The sequence below is a fragment of the Rhodopirellula sp. SH410 genome (assembly GCF_055811895.1).
The window spans coordinates 386,483-404,934 of sequence record NZ_CM147949.1 but is presented as its reverse complement, the minus strand read 5'-3'; the positions used below and the strand labels follow the sequence as shown (position 1 = coordinate 404,934).

The following is an 18,452-nucleotide window of genomic DNA, read 5'->3' as shown; positions in this document are numbered from 1 at the left end:
ACGAAACACGGACGCAGGAAGCGACTGACTTATGAGCCAACAAAACCTCTCCTCCTTCATCTGGTCCGTCGCGGACCTGCTGCGGGGTGATTACAGGCAGTCCGAGTACGGGAAAGTTATCCTGCCGTTCACGGTACTGCGTCGACTGGACCGCGTATTGGCCCCAACTAAAGAGGCGGTCCTTAAGGAGAAACAGAAACGCGAGGACGCCGGAATCAATCCCGAACCGTTTATGCTGAAGAAGTCTGGCCTGCTGTTCTACAACACGTGTCCTAAAGACATAAAAGCGATAGTGGGCGATCAAGACAACATCGCTGAGAACCTGTTCGCCTACATTGATGCATTCTCCCCGGCGGTGCGGGACATCTTCGAGTGTTTTGATTTCCACACGCAGGTTCAGCGTCTCGACAAAGCCAACCTGCTGTACTTGGTCACCGAGAAGTTCGCCAACATCGACCTGCACCCTGAAGTCGTCAGCAATGAGCAGATGGGGACCGTATTCGAGGAACTGATCCGGAAGTTCGCCGAACTCTCTAACGAAACCGCCGGGGAACACTTCACGCCGCGAGAAGTCATCCGCCTGATGGTCAACCTGCTGTTCATCGAAGACGACGACGCCCTGACCAAGCCCGGCATTGTCCGTTCGCTGTACGATCCGACTGCCGGAACCGGCGGCATGTTATCGGTGGCCGAGGATCATCTGAGCGGTCAGAACCCGGATGCCCGACTGGTGATGTACGGTCAGGAACTTAATGGCGAGTCCTACGCCATCTGCAAAGCCGACATGCTGATCAAGGGTCAGGACATCAGCAACATCATCCACGGCAACACGTTGTCCGACGATGGCCTGCCGGGCAAGCAGTTTGACTACATGCTTTCCAATCCACCGTTTGGCGTCGAATGGAAAAAGATTCAGAAGGAAATCAAAAAGGAGCATGAGCAGGACGGCTTCAACGGTCGCTTCGGCCCCGGACTGCCGCGAGTCAGCGATGGTTCGCTGCTGTTCCTGATGCATCTGATTTCCAAGATGCGCTCCACCAAAGACGGAGGCAGTCGCTTTGGCATTGTCCTGAACGGCTCGCCCCTGTTCACCGGCAACGCGGGCAGCGGGGAAAGCGAGATTCGCCGTTACGTGCTGGAGAACGATTTACTGGAAGCCATCATCGGCTTGCCGACCGACATGTTCTACAACACGGGCATCAGCACCTACATCTGGATCGTGACCAACCGCAAGCCCGCCCACCGCAAGGGCAAAGTGCAGTTGATCGACGCCAGTGCGATGTGGCAGAAGATGCGAAAGTCTCTCGGCAGCAAACGCAAGGAATTGAGCGACGAACACATTTCCGAGATCACACGTCTGTTCGGTAATGCCAAGAAGGTCACCAGCAAAGGCGTGCCGATCAGCCGCATCTTCAAGACTACCGACTTTGGCTACCAGACGATCACCGTCGAGCGACCGCTGCTTGATAAAGACGGCAAACCCGTTCTCGAAACGCGAGGCAAACGGAAAGGCCAGCCCAAGCCCGACTCGAAACTGCGAGACAGCGAAGAGGTTCCACTGGGCGAAGATGTGGACGAGTATTTCCAGCGAGAAGTCGTGCCGCACGTCCCCGACGCATGGATCGACCACGACAAGACGAAGATCGGCTACGAGATCCCGTTCAACCGTCATTTCTACGTGTTCAAACCGCCCCGCGAGTTGGATGAGATTGACACGGAATTGAAAGGGGTGACGGATCGGATCGTCGAAATGATCGGAGAGCTTTCGCAATGAGTTTTCGGCCCTACGACGAATACAAAGACAGCCGCGTTGATTGGCTTGGAGAAGTTCCATCGCACTGGGATGTTGCCGCCATCAAGCACATCGTTTCAACGCCGGTTACAGATGGGCCACACGAAACGCCCGAGTTTATCGACGAGGGAATCCCATTTGTTTCTGCGGAAGCCGTTTCATCAGGCGAAATCAATTTTGATAAGATTCGCGGCTTCATTTCTCAAACCGACCACGACCGTTATTGCCAAAAATACAAACCGGAAGTTGGCGATGTTTACATGGTCAAGTCGGGAGCGAGTACCGGCACCACTGCAATTGTTGAAGACGACCGCGAGTTTAGTATCTGGTCGCCGTTGGCCGCAATTCGCTGCGACGAGGAATCGTATCCAAGGTTCATTCTGAACTTTCTGCGTTCCCGCAACTTCCAAGAAGGCGTCACACTCAACTGGAGTTTTGGCACACAGCAAAACATCGGGATGAACGTGATTGAAAACTTGCAAATCACTCGCCCCCCTCTCGACGAGCAAAAGGCGATCTCGTCGTTCCTCGATGTGGAAACGTCGAAGATCGACGGTTTGGTGTCGGAGCAGCGTCGTTTGATTGAGTTGCTGAAGGAAAAGCGTCAGGCGGTCATCAGTCACGCGGTCACCAAAGGCCTGAACCCCAACGCCCCCATGAAACCATCCGGCATCCAATGGCTCGGCGATGTCCCGCAACATTGGGAGGTGCAGCGGATTAAGCACGCGATTGAAACGATTGAGCAAGGCTGGAGTCCTCAATGCGAGATCACGCCAGTTGAAGACGAATCGCAATGGGGTGTGTTGAAGGTCGGATGCGTAAATTACGGCAAGTTCCATGATCAGGAGAACAAAGCACTTCCGCCCGAACTTACACCCAAACCAGAACTGGGCATCGAGAAAGGTGACTTGCTGATCTCGCGGGCGAACACGATCGAACTTGTCGGCAGTGCAGCCGTTGCCGACAACGACTATCCCAACCTTATGCTCTGTGACAAGCTCTACCGCTTGCGAATGGAATCAACACGCTTTCTGCCCGAATTCCTATGTTTCTTTCTGACGTGCGAACTTGCTCGTGAGCCGATCGAACAGGGTGCAACAGGTGCGAGTCCTTCAATGAAGAACATTGCCCAGTCTGTGATAACAGAGTTGTTTTTCGCCGCTCCCGACGTCGCGGAACAGAACAAGATCGTTGAGTACGTCAAAACACAGACGGCGAGACTAAACTCACTCGAAGCGGAAGCCGAACGAGCCATCGAACTTCTCCAAGAACGCCGCACCGCCCTCATCTCCGCAGCCGTCACCGGCAAGATCGACGTTCGAGAATTTGCTTATCAGGAGATAGCATGAGCACCGCCTCGCCAAAGATCGCAGCACTCGAAGATTGGATTCGTGACAAGGAAGGTGAAACACTCGAATTCAAACGGGCCACCAATCGCTTCGACTTTGAGGAACTCGCGAAGTATTGCTCCGCTATGGCCAACGAAGGCGGTGGCAGAATCGTGCTAGGCGTGACGGATGAACGCCCGCGACAGATTGTTGGCTCGAAAGCGTTTGACCAACCCGAACGCACTCGCAAAGGACTGTGTGAACGCATCCCGTTGGCGATCGACTTCGAGGAAATCCACCATCCGGATTGTGCTGCCGAAAGCCGCGTGCTGGCCTTCTCGATTCCACCTCGACCGGTGGGCATTCCGATCAAATACGACGGCCGCTACTGGATGCGGAAGGAAGACAGCCTTGTTGAGATGTCCGAAGACCGGCTGCGTGCAATCTTTGCCGAAAGCGGACACGACTTTACGGCAGACGCAGTTTCCGGCCTGACACTGGATGACCTAAACGAATCTGCCGTCGAAGCGTTTCGCCAACGGTGGATGGCCAAAGCAGCGAAGGCAGAAGACTCGTTACTGGTGGAGCGGTTGCAGTCGCTCGGTCTGGGACAACTGCTCGAAGACGCCGAAGCGATTACCGATGGCAAACTGAACTACGCGTCATTGATTCTGTTCGGGAAACCGGCAGCGGTGACGAGGCGTTTGGCAGCGGCCGAAATCGTCTTTGAATATCGGTCAAGCGATGCGTCCGGACCGGCCCAAGATCGCAAAGAGTATCGTGAGGGTTTCTTTGGGTATTACGACGAACTGTGGTCGCGAATCAATCTGCGAAACGACAAGCAGGACTTTCAGGAAGGCTTGTTTGTCACGCCGATTTCGACGTTCAGCGAGCGTCCGGTGCGTGAAGCGATTCTGAACGCCGTCAGTCATCGGAACTACCAGCTCAGCGGCAGCATCTTCATCCGTCAGTTTCCGCGACGGTTGGAGATTGACAGTCCAGGTGGGCTGCCGGTCGGTATCACGCTGGAGAACATTCTCGACCGACAGAACCCGCGAAATCGCCGTGTGGCCGAGATACTGACTCGCTGCGGGTTGGTGGAACGATCCGGTCAGGGCATGAATCTGATCTTCGAGGAGCAGATCAAGCAGAGCAAACCGGTGCCGGACTTCGCTCGGACGGACCAGTATCAGGTCGGGCTGACGTTGCATGGAACCGTGCAGGATCCAGCTTTCGTGAGCTTTGTCGAAAAAGTGTCGAAAGAGACAACGGCTTTCTTCAACACGCACGACTGGCTGCTGATGTCAGCGGCGGCACGTGGTGAAAAGCTGCCGAAGGGATTTGAGAAACAGGTAGCTCGGCTAATTGACCTCGGCATTCTTGAACGAGGCAAGGGACAGACTCACATCCTGTCCCGGAAGTTCTACGAGTTTGTTGGGAAAACCGGTGCCTACACCCGGAAGAAGGGTCTGGACCGGGAGCATAACTTGGCTCTCCTAAAGAAACACATCGACGAGAACGCGACGGTTGGCTCAAAACTCGATGAACTCTGCCAGGTGATCCCATCATTGCCGCGAACTCACGTTCAGTCGCTGTTGCAGACACTGAAACGACGAGGGCTAGCCCATCCTCAAGGTCAGCGACGGGCAGGCGTTTGGTACCCCGGCCCAACTGCAGAGGATGGAGAACAGCATGACGCATAACGCCGCAAAAACGACGCAAAACGACGCAAAACGACGCAAAACGACGCAAAAACGGCGGTGAATTCCTTGCAAATCACGGTGGAATTGGTGTTTCAGGAAAGTGAGTGCGGTTTGATTGACGCAATACGAGATTCAAAATTGGAGCGTCGATGAGCCTCCACAACGAGATCAACTTCGAAAACGACATCTGCGATCACCTCGCGGCACACGGCTGGTTGTACGCAGAAAAAGACGCTGCCGACTACGATCGCAAGCTCGCTCTGTTTCCTGCCGATGTTTTGGCCTGGGTGCAAGTAACCGATCCCGATGCGTGGGCGACGCTGGCAATGAACCATGGTGCCTCTGTCGAAGCCATCCTCTTGAAACGGCTTCGCGACACGCTCGACAAGAGCGAAACCCTGCACGTCATCCGCAATGGGTTCGATGTGCTGGGGCTTCGCAAGCCGCTGCGGATGGCTCAGTTCAAACCGGCGTTGGCGATGAACCCGGACATCATGAAGCGGTACGCCGCCAACCGACTGCGAGTTGTTCGCCAGGTGCGTTACTCGCTGCACAACGAGAACAACATTGACCTAGTGCTGTTCCTGAACGGGATTCCGGTGGCCACTGTCGAGCTGAAGACCGACAACACCCAAAGCATCGACGACGCGGTCTACCAGTACAAGAAGGATCGCAACCCGCAGCCCAAAGGTCAGGCGGCGGAACCGCTGTTGTCGTTTCCTTCGGGTGCTCTGGTGCATTTCGCCGTCAGCAGCAGCCGGGTGAAGATGACGACCAAGCTGGCTGGCTTCGGTACCCACTTCCTGCCGTTTGATTTGGGCGACCACGGAGCGTCTGGCAATCCGCTCAATCCTGATGGCTACCGCACCTCGTATCTCTGGGAACAGGTTTGGGACCGTGACGGCTGGCTGGAAATCCTCGGTCGCTACATGGTGGCTGAAAAGGACGAGAAGAAGCAGATCACAAAGCTGATCTTTCCTCGCTACCACCAGCTCGATGCCACCCGCAAACTCCAGCAGGCTGTCTTGGCCGAAGGTGCTGGAGAGAAATACCTGATCCAGCATTCGGCAGGCTCCGGCAAGACCAATTCGATCGCGTGGTCCGCTCACTTTCTGGCTGATCTGCACGATGCCAATGACAAGAAGGTCTTCGATACCGTGCTGGTGGTTTCGGACCGCCGGGTGATCGACGGACAGCTTCAGGATGCCATTCGTGGGTTTGAAAGAACTGCCGGTGTCGTGGCGATTATCAAAGGCGACCAGGGCAGCAAGAGTGCCGAGCTGGCTGATGCTTTGTCCGGTGACAAGAAGATTGTCGTCTGCACGATCCAGACATTCCCGTTTGCGTTGCAGGCCGTGCGTGAACTGGCCGCGACGCAGGACAAACGATTTGCCGTGATCGCGGATGAAGCCCACAGCTCGCAGACTGGCGAAGCGGCGTCGAAACTGAAGATGTTGCTGTCTGCCGAAGAACAACAGGAACTCGAAGACGGCGGGGCAATCAGCAGCGAGGACATCCTGACCGCACAAATGGCCTCCCGTGCCGCTGATACCGGGATCACCTATGTCGCCTTCACCGCTACTCCGAAAGCGAAGACGCTGGAACTGTTCGGTCGTCGCCCTGATCCCACGCAACCACCGACCGAAGACAATCTCCCCGCCCCATTCCATGTCTATTCGATGCGGCAGGCGATCGAAGAAGGATTCATCCTGGACGTGCTGAAGAATTACACGACCTACAAGCTGGCATTCAAACTGGCCAACGCGGGCAAGGAATTCGACGACACCGAAGTCGAACACAGCACCGCCGTGAAGGGCCTGATGAATTGGGTCCGGCTGCACCCCTACAACATTGCCCAGAAAGTCCAGATCGTCGTCGAGCACTTCCGCGAAACCGTCGCTCCGTTGTTGGAAGGCCGAGCCAAAGCGATGGTGGTGACCAGCAGCCGACTGGAAGCGGTTCGGTGGCAATTGGCGATCAACAAGTACATCAAGGAGAAAGGCTACCCGCTGCAAACTCTCGTCGCGTTTTCTGGCGAAGTGAACGACAAGGAATCAGGCCCGGAACCATTCAAGGAAACCAGCACGGCGTTAAATTCGGACCTGAAGGGTCGCAACATCGCTGAGGCTTTCAAGGATGACCAATTCCAGATTCTGTTGGTCGCCAACAAATTCCAGACCGGATTCGATCAGCCACTGCTGTGCGGCATGTACGTCGATAAGCGACTGGCCGGGATTCAGGCCGTGCAGACTCTGTCCCGGCTCAACCGGTGTTATCCCGGCAAGGAAGATACTTACGTGCTCGACTTCGTGAATGAACCTGGGGAAGTCCTCGATGCGTTCAAAACGTATTTCACGACCGCCCAGCTTTCGGACGCCACCGACCCCAACATCATCCTCGACCTGCGGACGAAGCTGGATGCGTTGGGTTACTACGACGAATACGAAATTGACCGCGTCGTCGCAGTGGTGCTCGATCCGAATTCGAAACAGAAACAACTGGAGGCGGCGATCACGCCGGTTGCCGGTCGATTGCTGAATCGGTTTTCTGCGGCCAAGACGGCTCATGCGGAAGCCGTCGAACACAAGGACGAGAAAGCGATCCAGGCGGCCAAGGACGCGATGGATGCGTTGATTCTGTTTCGTGGCGACATCTCGACGTATCTGCGGGCCTACACGTTTCTGTCGCAGATCTTTGACTATGGCAACACGGACTTCGAGAAGCGGGCCATCTTCTTCAAGCACTTGGTCCGGCTATTGAAGTTTGGTCGCGAACGGGAAGGCGTGGATTTGTCGGAAGTCACACTCACTCACCACAAACTTAGCCATCACGGCAAGCAGAATCTCGGGCTGTCCGACAAAGACGCCCCCAAGCTGAACCCACTGACAGAAATCGGCAGCGGTACGGTCCGCGAAAAACAGACGGCCTATCTGACCGAGATCATTTCCAAACTGAATGAGATCTACGGAACAGACACGACCGACGGCGACCAGTTGTCTCACGCGACGACACTTAATGAGAAGATCCTGGAGTCAACGGTCCTACAGCAACAGGCAGTCAGCAACTCCAAAGAACAATTCGCGAACTCGCCAGATCTGACCAACGAGATTATGAATGCGATCATCGATGCGATGGATGTGCAGGTCGACCTGAGCAGCAAAGCATTGAACTCAGCCGAGATCCGCGAAAGCCTGAAAGGTCTGATGCTGAATCAACTGGGACTGTACGAAAAACTCAAATCCCGGGCGATCGGAGCGTAAGCCTGACAAGAACCGATAGAACAAGAGAAAGCCGAACACACTGGAGTTCCCATGCAACCTGAAGACCCTTCCAACCCACAGCACCGGCCTCCGCCCCAGTTTTTGACACGCCCCACGTCTCACGCTGATACGTTCCTGAAGTCGTCATTCTTTGAGCAACTGGTGGAACACGTTTTCATTTCCGAACTTCTGCAGGAAGTCTATTATCGCTTCGGCATGACCGTGGAAGTGCTGCGGTCGGAGATCGACGCATCTGGCTATGACGTTGTCTTCGAGTGCAATGGGGTTACCAGTGGTACGCCGACACGGTCCAAGTCAAGCAGCGAACGGTCACGCTGCCAGTAGTGACAACAGCCCAGAACGGTCCCAATACCCCGACCACTCAAAAGCAGTTTTATGACGAACGGGGTAACCTGACGTGGTCCATGGACGCCCGCGGGTTCATCACGCGAATGCTCTACGATCAAGTTCTCGGAGCGATGCTGCAGCAAATTGACGATGCCGACACCTCGTTGCTCTCCGGCGTGCCAGCGGGCTGGAGCACACCGAGCGGCGGTGGAAAACACTTGATTTCTGATTACGAGATCGATTCACGGGGACGCACGACCCAGCAACTGGGTCCTGTTCACACCATCGACATCGGCGGCACGGCTACTGCGGTGCGACGTGCCCACTGGACGGTTTACAAAGATGCTGAGCACGCGACCTGGACCGCCAGCGGCTACGCCACCGGAACGGCACCTGCTTACACCTACACGCTGATCAACCCGGGCAATATCCAGCAACGGGATGCACGCGGGAATATTCTGGAGCAGATCCAAGTGCCGCGTGGATCAACCTCGGGCCGTCTGCAGCCCACCGATACGTTCTCGCAAGCGTCGTTCACGAGCTGGACCACTTGGCAATACACCGACTGCTGCCACGTCTCTTCGATGCGCGCCTATCACACCATCCCGGCCTCCGGCGAAGGAACCAGTGGGACCAACTACGACCAGACAACCTACGGCTACGATAGCCAGAAGCGGCAGAACCTGCAGATTTCCCCCGGCGGCACGATCAGCCAACGTGTTTATGACGTTCGCGACAACGTCATCGCGATCTTCGTGGGCACCAACGATACTGGGGCCACTGACTCGGACCCGACCGGCGGCGGTGCCTCGGGCAACAACATGGTCCAGCTCAGCGGCTCTGTCTTCGATCATGGCCATGACGGGGGCGACAACAACCTGACCAGCCAGATCGCTTACGTCGATGGCGTCAACACCCGCACCACCGCGTTCACCTACGACTGGCGCAACCGCCGGGTAGACACCAACGGGGAGCTCGATCTCTTCCTGCGAGTTACCTATGACAACCTGAACCGGGTGATCCAGTCCGACCGCTACGATACTTCCGCCAGCGGTAATCTGGTCTCTCGAAATGCGACCAAGTACGACAACCTGGGACGGGTTTACCAGTCCACCGGCTATGCAGTCGATCCCAACACGGGCACGCTCGGCAACCCGATCACCAGCAATACCTGGTTCGATGCGGTCGGCAACCCGGTCAAATCCATGCCGGGAGGTTCGAGCCGCTTTACCAAACAGGTCTTCGACAGCACGGGCTGGATGGTCCACTCGTATACCGGCTATGGCAACGACACGACCTATGCCGACGCCTTGAACGTCACCGGCGACGTGATCCTCTCGCAAACGGACATGGCTTACGACGATGCGGGAAACTCGATCCAATCCACCACACGGCAGCGCTACCACAATGCTTCGGCCGCCCAGACCGGTGAGTTGGGCTCGCCCTCGGCGACGCCGAATGCACGTGTTCAGTACTCAGCGAGCTACCCGGACGCCGTGGGCCGCATGATCGCCTCGGCTGAGTATGGAACCAACGGTGGCACCGCCCTGACCCGTTCGGCCACAATTCCCGCCAGCAGCGATACGATCCTGGTCTCCCGGCAAGTCTACGATAACGCGGGTCGACTGCGCGACAGTATCGACCCTGCCGGCAAGATTTCGCGGACCATTTACGATGCCGCCAGTCGTCAAATCGAGACGATCGATAACGTCGTCGATCCTCCGGCCAGTTCGAGCACCGGCACTGCTTGCACAGCATCGGATGATCAAAACCAAACCGTGCAGTTCACCTACACACCCGATGGTGATCTCAAAACACTCACCGCCGTCAACGCCTCCACCGGCAATCAGGTGACGCAGTACATCTACGGCACCACGCTTTCAGACAGCGCGATCGCCTCGAGCAGCCTGCTTCGTCGTGAGATCTACCCGGATTCAACCGGCACGTCCGATAGCGTCAGCTACACGTATAACCGCCAGTCGCAGCGGACCAGTCTCACCGACCAAAACGGTACGACCCGCCAGTACGACTTCGATGCCCTCGGTCGTCAGACGCAAGACCGAGTCACGACCTTAGGTGCAGGCGTCGACGGAACGATCCGCCGCGTGGAGCAAACCTACGACGTTCGCGGGAATGTCTCGGCGGTGACCTGTTATAATAACCCGTCGGTCGGCAGCGGATCGATCGAGAATCAAATCACCCGGCAGTTCGATGGGTTCGGACAAGTGACGAAAACGTTCCAGTCGCACAGCGGCGCGGTCAACCCCGCCTCGACACCCAGCGTGGGACGGTCGTACACCGATGGCAGCGGGAACGTGCTGCGTCCCACCGCCACGCTCTATCCCAACGGGCGAGAAGTCACGCTCGACTACGGCAGCAGTGGCTCGATCACCGATAAACTGAACCAGGTGTCCAGCCTGATCGATGATGATTCCACCGTCTTGGCTGCCTACGAATACCTGGGTTTTGGCACCTTCGTCCAACAGGACAGCACGCAGGCCGATCTCCGTTACACGCTGATCTCGCCAACCCTGTCGACCGACCCAGACACTGGCGACATCTACAGCGGTCTGGATCGCTTCGGTCGGGTAAAAGACGTTCGCTGGCGAGATGTCTCGGCAGGCACCGATCTATCCCGAATTGAATACGGCTACGACCGGGCCAGTAACCGCACGTGGCGAGAAAACCCGTCGGATCCCAATCGGGAACACGACTGGCTGTACGCATACGACGGACTCAACCGCCTGCAGTCCGCTCAACGTGGCCAGCTCAATGTCACGCACACCGCGATCACTTCGCTCGACTCCGCCCAATGCTGGACGCTCGATCCGACGGGTAACTGGAAAGAATTCCGTCAGGATAAGTGTTACCGACCGAATTGCGGTCGCACTTTTTGCCGAATTGTGACTGTAGGGATTTGAAGCCCGAAATGGTCCTTTTGCCGAATTGTTGAGAATTCTGGAGAGCGTGTTTCGGGGCTGTGCGATAGGAGCGACCGAGTCGAGGCTCGAACCTGTTGTGCTCGAACCTGTTGTGCTCGAACCTGTTGTGCTCGGAGCCGTGTGTGCTCGGAGCCGTGTGTGCTCAGCGCATTAAAAAAGTGCGATCGCTTGGGCAAAGCGGTCGCACTGATTGAAAGAGCTTTGGCTGGGGGCCGATGCGATTGACTGATTAGGCCGAAGACTTTCTTTGGCCGAGGTCGCTTTGGTATTGCACAAGCCAGTTGCTCAGGATGTCGACCGCCGGCAAGAAGTCGTGGCCCTGCGTCATCATCAGATCGATGTTGTTGTAGTTCTGGCCGCAGCTAAAACAATGAGCGAGATTGTTCTTCGGGTTCACGGTCGCTCGAAGTTCTTTGCACGATGGGCATTGGAAACGGAAGTAGCCGTCGCTTTGTTTCGCTATCGGACCGTGCTGGCCGAGCCGAACGATCGTCAGTTTCATCGGTAGATCGTTGCGGATCGCGCGGAGTAAGTCGTTCGTCATCTTCATAACAGAAGCCTGGAGTTAGAGGGAGGGGAGGGAGCATTTTTGGGTCTTAAAAATCTGTTAGGTCGACTTCGTTTTGCCAGTGCGGTTGAAGCAACACGCGATTGACCAAGTCGATATCGATCGTCGTTCCAGCGGCGGCTCGGACCGCTTCGAGCATCGACGCTAAGCACAGGTTGCGGCACTTGCGCAACACTCCATCGGCAGAGCGGATAATCAACTCCGTTGCTCCAGCAGTGAACGTGCTGTGCGCTAGACCGATCGAATCGAGTTCACGTTCGATAAACGCGCGCATCACATCGTCGTGCAACCGCTTGGTGATCACCGAATACGTCACCCGGCTTTTCAAATCCAGGTTGACCGCCAAGTCCAGATCGGCGAGCAACTCCGGCTGGCCGACCAGAATCAGGTTGTGATTCTTCGGGAAATCTTCCAAGAGGAGTCGTAGTCGGCGAAGGTTATCCATCGCCATCAGATGGGCATCGTCGATCACCGTGACGAGCATCTTGCCACTGCGATTGAGGCTGAAGGCTTGCTGGATCAGCTTGCGTTCGCACTTGAACGCCGAGCTTTCAAACTCAATCCGAAACGCTTCACAGAGGATTTTTACTGTATTGGTATAGGTGTGCAGTGTGCGTGCAACCGTGGCGACCAAGTACTCTTTCTCGGGAAGTCGTTTGAGCGATTCTTTGATCACGGATTTGCCGGTGCCGGGTCTGCCGACGACCAGACATAGGCCGCCTTGTTGGCTGTGGACTCGGAGCGTGTCATGGATTTCCTGCTGATGTTGTAGTAGTTGGATGTCGCGTAGCGCGAAGGGATTTTCGGACAAGCCGAAGTAAGAACGGATCATGGTGAGGTGGACTTTTGGAAAAAGAAGGAGTTGGATCACGGTGGATTGGCTGCCGGGCATTTATGAGTCTTTATGGCGTTTCATGCCGTTGGCGACGGCATCGAGCAACCGGGCCTTGCCGATGCGTCGATCGTTTTCGTAGACGACGACCACACCTTGGTGATGTCGCTCATGCCGCAGCGTGACCTTCTTGCCACGCAAGTCGATCGGAGTTTCGTAACGCTCGCCTTGGAAGCTGAACGTGTTGTCCTTTTTGACACTGCGAGTCGCCTCGGCGTAGAACAACTCGTCGGTATCCTCCGATGGCGAGAGAAATCGGATCCGAGAAAGATCCACACCAAAGCGATCAATCGGCTTCATACCGAGGGTCGTGTGTACAGTGGCGTTGTAGTCGTGTTCGACCCAGTGAGTGAACTGTTTGTTGAGAGCGTCGATCGAGGAGAGGTCGAGTTTGCGGATTAGAAATTGATCACGCACGCGACGAAAGAAGCGTTCGATTTTCCCTTTCGCGGCGGCGTCTCGAACGGCGGTGTGACGAAGGATGCAGCCCACGCGGGCGCAGATCAGCGTGATCTCTTGGCTGCAGTAGATCGAGCCGTTGTCAACGTATAGCTGTTCGGGCAAGCCTCGTTTGTAGAAGGCCGAGCGAAGCGCCTTGATCATCGAATCGGTGTTCTCTTCGAAGAAGAATTCGCCATGACAGAGCACACGACTGGCGTCATCGATCAGGCCAATCAGCTTGGCTTGCCGGCCACCGATGTGCGGTCCGAACATGGTATCGGCCTGCCAAAGTTGGTTGGCGTACTGCATGCTGAAGGCGAGTCGGCGTCGATTTTCGCCTGGATCGTCCTTGAGTAATTCGTACTCACGGACGAAGCGGCAGAACGTGGTCAGAGCGATCTGGCTAGCGTGCAGGAGTCCCTTTTCAATGCAGAACCGATAGACGGCTGACTTGGTGGGCGTCCTCTTGTGCCCCGTTTTCGCAGATACAAAGTGCGGCAGCGCGGTGTTGATCGCTTCGAGAACTTCTTCGGGCGTGACCTTGCGTGGCTTGCCTTTGTCGGCTCGCGGTGAAGCATTCATGCCGGTGATGCCGTCGTTTTTGTAGCGGTAGTACCACGTTTGGATGGTCCGCCAGGTGAACTGGTGTGGGTCTCCTTGGTCGTCCAGGAACGTCATCGCCGCGACGTTGTGGATTCTCTCGTGACGTGTTTTTCCGGGGGCGACTTCGATCGCTCCGAGGACTTTCATTTTGACGTAGATCGATGGTCGTTTCATGGACCGCTCCGCTGGTTTTTGACTTTTGATTGAACGAAATCGATTCATGAAATCGATTCGCAGGCGAGTCTAAGTGCGGTCGGCGGTGGATCTATCGTTGGGTTGTGTTGTCGAGCAGAAAAAAGAATTTCGCAAGCGTGAGCTACGATGGCAAATCGACCATCCGAGGCAGACGATGCTGGCCAGGATCGACAGGTTGCCGTGTGATCACGGACCGAATCGGCCTGCTGAGGTGCGGCCGCAGCGTGTCAGATGAAGAAGGTCTGCAGTGTGAGCTGGAAGGCGGCGATGGGATTGAGCGTGTGGCCAGCGAAGGCTTTGATCAGATGAGCGAGTGTGCTCTCAGCGGGCGTGTTGCTGGGCTGTGAGCTATCGATTTTTGGCGGCAGGCACATGGTCGACAGTGCGGTCCGAATCGCGGATTGTGCATCTTGCAATCGTTTCCAAATTCGATAGGGTGCCGAATCGCTCATGCTGCTATTGAGCTTTTTGAATGCCTTGCGTTTGTTGCCGGTCGCGGCGGCCTGGTTGAGGAATGCCCAGAGTTGCTCTGCACTGAGAAAGAGTCGTTTGACTTTGTCAGCAATCCACACGCTGAAGGTGCGTCCACATCCGGCGGCTTGATTTCGGTTGCTACAGAAGACCCTTCGTGCCCGGATAGATTTGTGGCGGAAGTTGTTCTCGTCGTATCCGCGCAAGGACCCATGGCGATTGAGTGCGCCGACTTTCTTGCAGTGGGGGCACTGGGTGAGCTTGAGCTCCAGCAGGAACTCATCACGTTCTGCTTGAGAGCGGAAGATTCTGGCTCGCACGGGCGCTGGCTTTTGAACTTGAAGTAGAAAAGTCCAGCAGGATAGTTGGTCGAGTCAGGGATTCGAATGATCGCGAACCGACTGCCTGAAAAGTGAGTCGGGGGGCGAGGGGAGAGGCGGGGTACGATTTAGTTGAAGGGGGCGGGTTGCGAGGCGCGGGGGGCAAGGCTCTGGTCTGCGGGCGGCGGGCTGCTGCCTACCGAATTACCGGTGTAAGAACAGTCCGTGACTACGACAACAATTCGGCAGGAAAAGACCGTAAAATGCGATCAGAGCGAGGTCGGTAACAGATAAGAACGGCGACGGCACCTGGGATTTCAATCAAACTCGTACTGCGAACGAAGTCAACGAGATCACCGACATCAGCAACACGCCGAGCGACATTTGGGCGACTCCCGTTTACGACAGGAACGGTAACACGACAACGAACCCACGACCTGATCTTGGAACCAACGCCACCATGACGGCGACGTTCGACGCGTGGAACCGGATGACGAAGCTGGTCGACGACTCCAGTTCAAACGTGCTACTGGAAAATCAGTTCGACGGCCGCAACTTCCGGATCGCTGCCAAAGAGTACACCTCGGGAACCCTCGCTCGGACGCGTGAGTACTACTTCACCGACGCCTGGCAGTGCGTGGAGGAACACGTCGACACCTCCAACACGCCACATCGACAATACGTGTGGGGGATGCGATACATTGATGATCTCGTACTCCGCGACCGTGACATCTCGCCGTCGGGAGGACTCTTGACCGAGCGACTGTATTACCTGGCCGATGCGAACTGGAACACGACGGCGGTGGTGAGTGATTCAGGTAGCGTGCAAGAACGCTACGAGTACGACCCGTACGGTAACCTGAGCGTCTTCGAGGCTAACTTCACGCCGCGTGCGGTTAGCAGCTAAGCACATCTGGGTAAGTATTTCGGTATAACTGGCAAGCTTTTTGCACCCATGTTGAGTTGGGAATCCTTTCTGATTTGCTAGCAAATGCTCGATGGTCGAGATTATGCGAAGCATCATGTTTCTCCCTGTTTCACGAACCGGGAGATTCAAATGGCACGCCCCTCTACAAAATTCGCACAAATTGGCTCAGTCGAGCAAAAACAGCAACTGACGGAAATGTGGAAAAGTCATCATTGCCACTATACGCGAGTTCGTGCGCACGCAATCTTACTCAGCGACCAACAGTACGAAATAAGTTCCCTTGTCGATATCTTTGGCGTGGATCGAGATTCGGTATCCAGTTGGATTGACAGATTTTCAGAAGGCGGCCCCGACGCACTTGAAGACTCCGAGCATCCCGGTGCGCCGCCGATACTCAACGCCTCAGAGCAGCAAACTCTCCGGCGACTACTTCGAAAATACCCGAATCGACCAGCCAAGGTGCTGAAAGAGCTGAAAGAAAAAACCGGCAAGGAAATCAAGCGACCCACTCTGCGAGAATACGCGAGGCGGTTTCGGCTGAGTTGGAAACGTTATCGTCGAAGTTTGCGGCAAAAACGGGATGAAAAGAAATTTCAATTGGCCAAGGAAGAGCTAGCCGAGTTTCTCGAAGAACCGGATTTGAACGTTGTTTACTTTGACGAGGCGGGTTTCTCGCTCAAAGGAGTTGTTCCCTACGGATGGCAACCGATCGGTCGACGCTACGAAATACCCGTAACCGGGGCACACGGCAGCAACGTTCAAGCGATTGGGTTTCAGGGTCAAGACGGTGAAACCCACACCTATCTCCACAAAGGCTACGTGAACAGCGAAATGGTGATTGCAATTTTCGATGATTATTGCCAAACAATCGACGGTCCAACTGTTGTGGTCCTTGACAATGCCTCAGTCCACACGAGCGGAGCATTTCAAACTCGCATGGAAGACTGGGCAGAGAAAGGACTCTACATCTACCATCTGCCGCCATACAGTCCAGAGCTGAATGCAATTGAAATGCTTTGGAAAAAACTCAAGTACCAACTGCTCCCCGCTGGCGCCTGGGAGCGCTTCAGTACACTGCTAAACACACTTACGAAAACACTCAATGAGTTTGGAGAAGTGTCGTATATGCCTACGCTTTTTAATTATGCCGAATAAATTCACCCGACGTGCTTACGCCGTTCACTACACGTACACTAGCCGGGAGTGGACGCCGGATGCCGGGCTGTATTACTTCAGGAATCGGTGGTACGACGCTCAACTGGGTCGGTTTAGCTCCAGAGATCCGATTGACCCGAAGGATGCGTTAGTTCGTTTTGACCGGTTGAAATTCGGGCGTGGTCGATTGATGAGCATCGACGAAGATGTTCAACGGCAACGCACGAATTTGTATCAGTACGTTGGCAGTGATCCGCTAGGCCAACTTGATCCCACAGGCCTATTCTTCGGCTGGGGCTATGGAAATTATTGTGGCTTCAGCTTGAATGGGCAGAATGGCCCGCCAATCGACGCGTTGGACGAGGCGTGCAAGAAGCATGATGCATGTGTTCCAACATGGTCGAAGTGCTATAAGTGGCCGCAATGCGCCGGAGATTTATGCGTTGATGCCTACAATGCCCGAAAGAGTGGCTGTGCGGCGAGTTATCCAAACGATGCAGACGGGCAAGCCGATTGTGAAAATGCCGCTTGGCAGGTTGAACAAGCTTTTTGCGCTCAAGCGATGGTCGATCCTGAAAAGGCAACAAATCCGCAGCCACCTGTCGTGTTTCCAAAGTCTATGTTTCCTTGTTTCGCAGCTGGCACGGTTGTCTGGACCAGCGACGGTGCAGTAAATATCGAGTCAGTCAACGAAGGCGATAAGGTCTTGGCATTCGATGTTGAGAAAGAAAAGATTGAGCTCACCCTGGTCGTTGAAGTTTTGATTCACGAAGATCAGGACTTTGAGTTGAACACGTTGCTGTTGGGCAATAATAGTTCCATCGAAGTTACCGATGGCCACCCGCTTTTCGACGGCGCAAATTGGGTTCTTTCCCATATGGTTACTCTGCGGACTTTTGATTTGACTAAAGATGGAGGCACAGTGAGCGTCTCGTTGGATCGAGAACAACCAAAGCGTGTCGTTCCAAAGGTGTACAATCTAATCACCGATAATGGGACATATCTTGTCGGTGATGTTGGAATAGTTGCATCGGGAAAAGTCAGTGATGAACACTGATCCTCCCCTGGGTGTGCGGAGTGCGTCAACATTGTTGGCGGTTGGTGGTTCACTGTTGCTGCTGTTCTCCTTGGGAATGGTTGCAACGGGGATTTTTGTAGGCTTCCACATTTTGATTCCAGGTGTTGTGACCTTGCTACTTGGTATAGGCGGTGTCTCAATCTCACGTCGCATTGAGCGTGGAGAAGCTTCTTCCCGAGTGCTTGGATTGGTTTGGGGCGTTATCTTGAGTCTGAGTGTTGCATCAATTTCAGTAGCTGCCGTACGTGATGGAGACAATGACTTCGTTCTAGCGATAATTTTGTGTTCGACGCTTGGGCTTTTAGCGGTCGGTGTGATCGTCTCATTGAGTCTTCCATCGACAATCTGCTGGTTTGGGCGGGGAGAGAAGGGGACGCACGCCAATAACTGAAAAAGCAGTGAGAATCATGGGGACATAGCTCCTTTTC

At 55.3% G+C, this 18,452-nt stretch carries 14 protein-coding genes; 10 read left to right on the top strand and 4 right to left on the bottom strand.

What is annotated here, in order from left to right:
- The first annotated feature begins 31 nt into the window (after positions 1–31).
- From SH410x_RS01515 to SH410x_RS01490, 6 genes are all read left to right on the top strand, one after another.
- A complete protein-coding gene (locus SH410x_RS01515; RefSeq protein WP_473674026.1) occupies positions 32–1,774 on the top strand; it encodes a type I restriction-modification system subunit M in 1,743 nt (580 codons plus the stop codon).
- A complete protein-coding gene (locus tag SH410x_RS01510) occupies positions 1,771–3,141 on the top strand; it encodes a restriction endonuclease subunit S (protein WP_473674024.1) in 1,371 nt (456 codons plus the stop codon). The genes SH410x_RS01515 and SH410x_RS01510 overlap by 4 nt, the downstream gene beginning before the upstream one ends.
- The gene (locus SH410x_RS01505) at positions 3,138–4,823 is read left to right on the top strand and encodes an RNA/DNA-binding domain-containing protein (protein ID WP_473674022.1); all 1,686 of its coding nucleotides are present in this window, start codon (positions 3,138–3,140) and stop codon (positions 4,821–4,823) included. Before SH410x_RS01510 ends, SH410x_RS01505 begins: the two co-directional genes overlap by 4 nt.
- 149 nt (positions 4,824–4,972) lie before the next feature.
- Positions 4,973–8,083: a type I restriction endonuclease subunit R gene (locus tag SH410x_RS01500; RefSeq protein ID WP_473674020.1), complete on the top strand. Its 3,111-nt coding sequence runs from the start codon at positions 4,973–4,975 to the stop codon at positions 8,081–8,083.
- A gap of 51 nt (positions 8,084–8,134) precedes the next feature.
- On the top strand, positions 8,135–8,428 hold the full coding sequence (locus SH410x_RS01495) for a hypothetical protein (protein WP_473674018.1): 294 nt from the start codon (positions 8,135–8,137) through the stop codon (positions 8,426–8,428).
- Positions 8,428–11,352 carry an RHS repeat domain-containing protein gene (locus SH410x_RS01490; protein ID WP_473674016.1) on the top strand — a complete coding sequence of 975 codons (2,925 nt, stop codon included), beginning with the start codon at positions 8,428–8,430 and terminating at the stop codon, positions 11,350–11,352. Before SH410x_RS01495 ends, SH410x_RS01490 begins: the two co-directional genes overlap by 1 nt.
- A 250-nt stretch (positions 11,353–11,602) precedes the next feature.
- Here SH410x_RS01490 and SH410x_RS01485 read toward each other — a convergent pair whose 3' ends face one another.
- The 4 genes from SH410x_RS01485 to SH410x_RS01470 all read right to left on the bottom strand — a co-directional run bounded on the left by SH410x_RS01485 (position 11,603) and on the right by SH410x_RS01470 (position 14,863).
- A complete protein-coding gene (locus tag SH410x_RS01485) occupies positions 11,603–11,923 on the bottom strand; it encodes a hypothetical protein (RefSeq protein ID WP_473670643.1) in 321 nt (106 codons plus the stop codon).
- Between the two features lie 46 nt (positions 11,924–11,969).
- Positions 11,970–12,773 carry an AAA family ATPase gene (locus SH410x_RS01480; protein WP_473670642.1) on the bottom strand — a complete coding sequence of 268 codons (804 nt, stop codon included), beginning with the start codon at positions 12,771–12,773 and terminating at the stop codon, positions 11,970–11,972.
- Positions 12,774–12,833: 60 nt separating this feature from the next.
- The gene (locus tag SH410x_RS01475; protein WP_473670640.1) at positions 12,834–14,051 is read right to left on the bottom strand and encodes a DDE-type integrase/transposase/recombinase; all 1,218 of its coding nucleotides are present in this window, start codon (positions 14,049–14,051) and stop codon (positions 12,834–12,836) included.
- A 248-nt stretch (positions 14,052–14,299) separates the two neighbouring features.
- Positions 14,300–14,863, bottom strand: coding sequence for a hypothetical protein (locus SH410x_RS01470; protein WP_473670638.1), 564 nt, complete (start codon positions 14,861–14,863; stop codon positions 14,300–14,302).
- 460 nt (positions 14,864–15,323) lie between these two features.
- On the opposite strand from SH410x_RS01470, the gene SH410x_RS01465 reads away from it, so the two are divergent.
- From SH410x_RS01465 to SH410x_RS01450, 4 genes are all read left to right on the top strand, one after another.
- Complete coding sequence (locus SH410x_RS01465; RefSeq protein ID WP_473674014.1) at positions 15,324–15,770, top strand: hypothetical protein; 447 nt, start codon at positions 15,324–15,326, stop codon at positions 15,768–15,770.
- Positions 15,771–15,854: 84 nt separating this feature from the next.
- Positions 15,855–16,946, top strand: a complete 1,092-nt coding sequence (locus SH410x_RS01460) for an IS630 family transposase (RefSeq protein WP_473668492.1) — start codon at positions 15,855–15,857, stop codon at positions 16,944–16,946.
- Positions 16,936–18,003, top strand: a complete 1,068-nt coding sequence (locus SH410x_RS01455; protein WP_473674012.1) for an RHS repeat-associated core domain-containing protein — start codon at positions 16,936–16,938, stop codon at positions 18,001–18,003. The genes SH410x_RS01460 and SH410x_RS01455 overlap by 11 nt, the downstream gene beginning before the upstream one ends.
- Positions 17,993–18,415, top strand: a complete 423-nt coding sequence (locus SH410x_RS01450) for a hypothetical protein (RefSeq protein ID WP_473674010.1) — start codon at positions 17,993–17,995, stop codon at positions 18,413–18,415. The genes SH410x_RS01455 and SH410x_RS01450 overlap by 11 nt, the downstream gene beginning before the upstream one ends.
- The last annotated feature ends 37 nt before the right edge of the window (positions 18,416–18,452 follow it).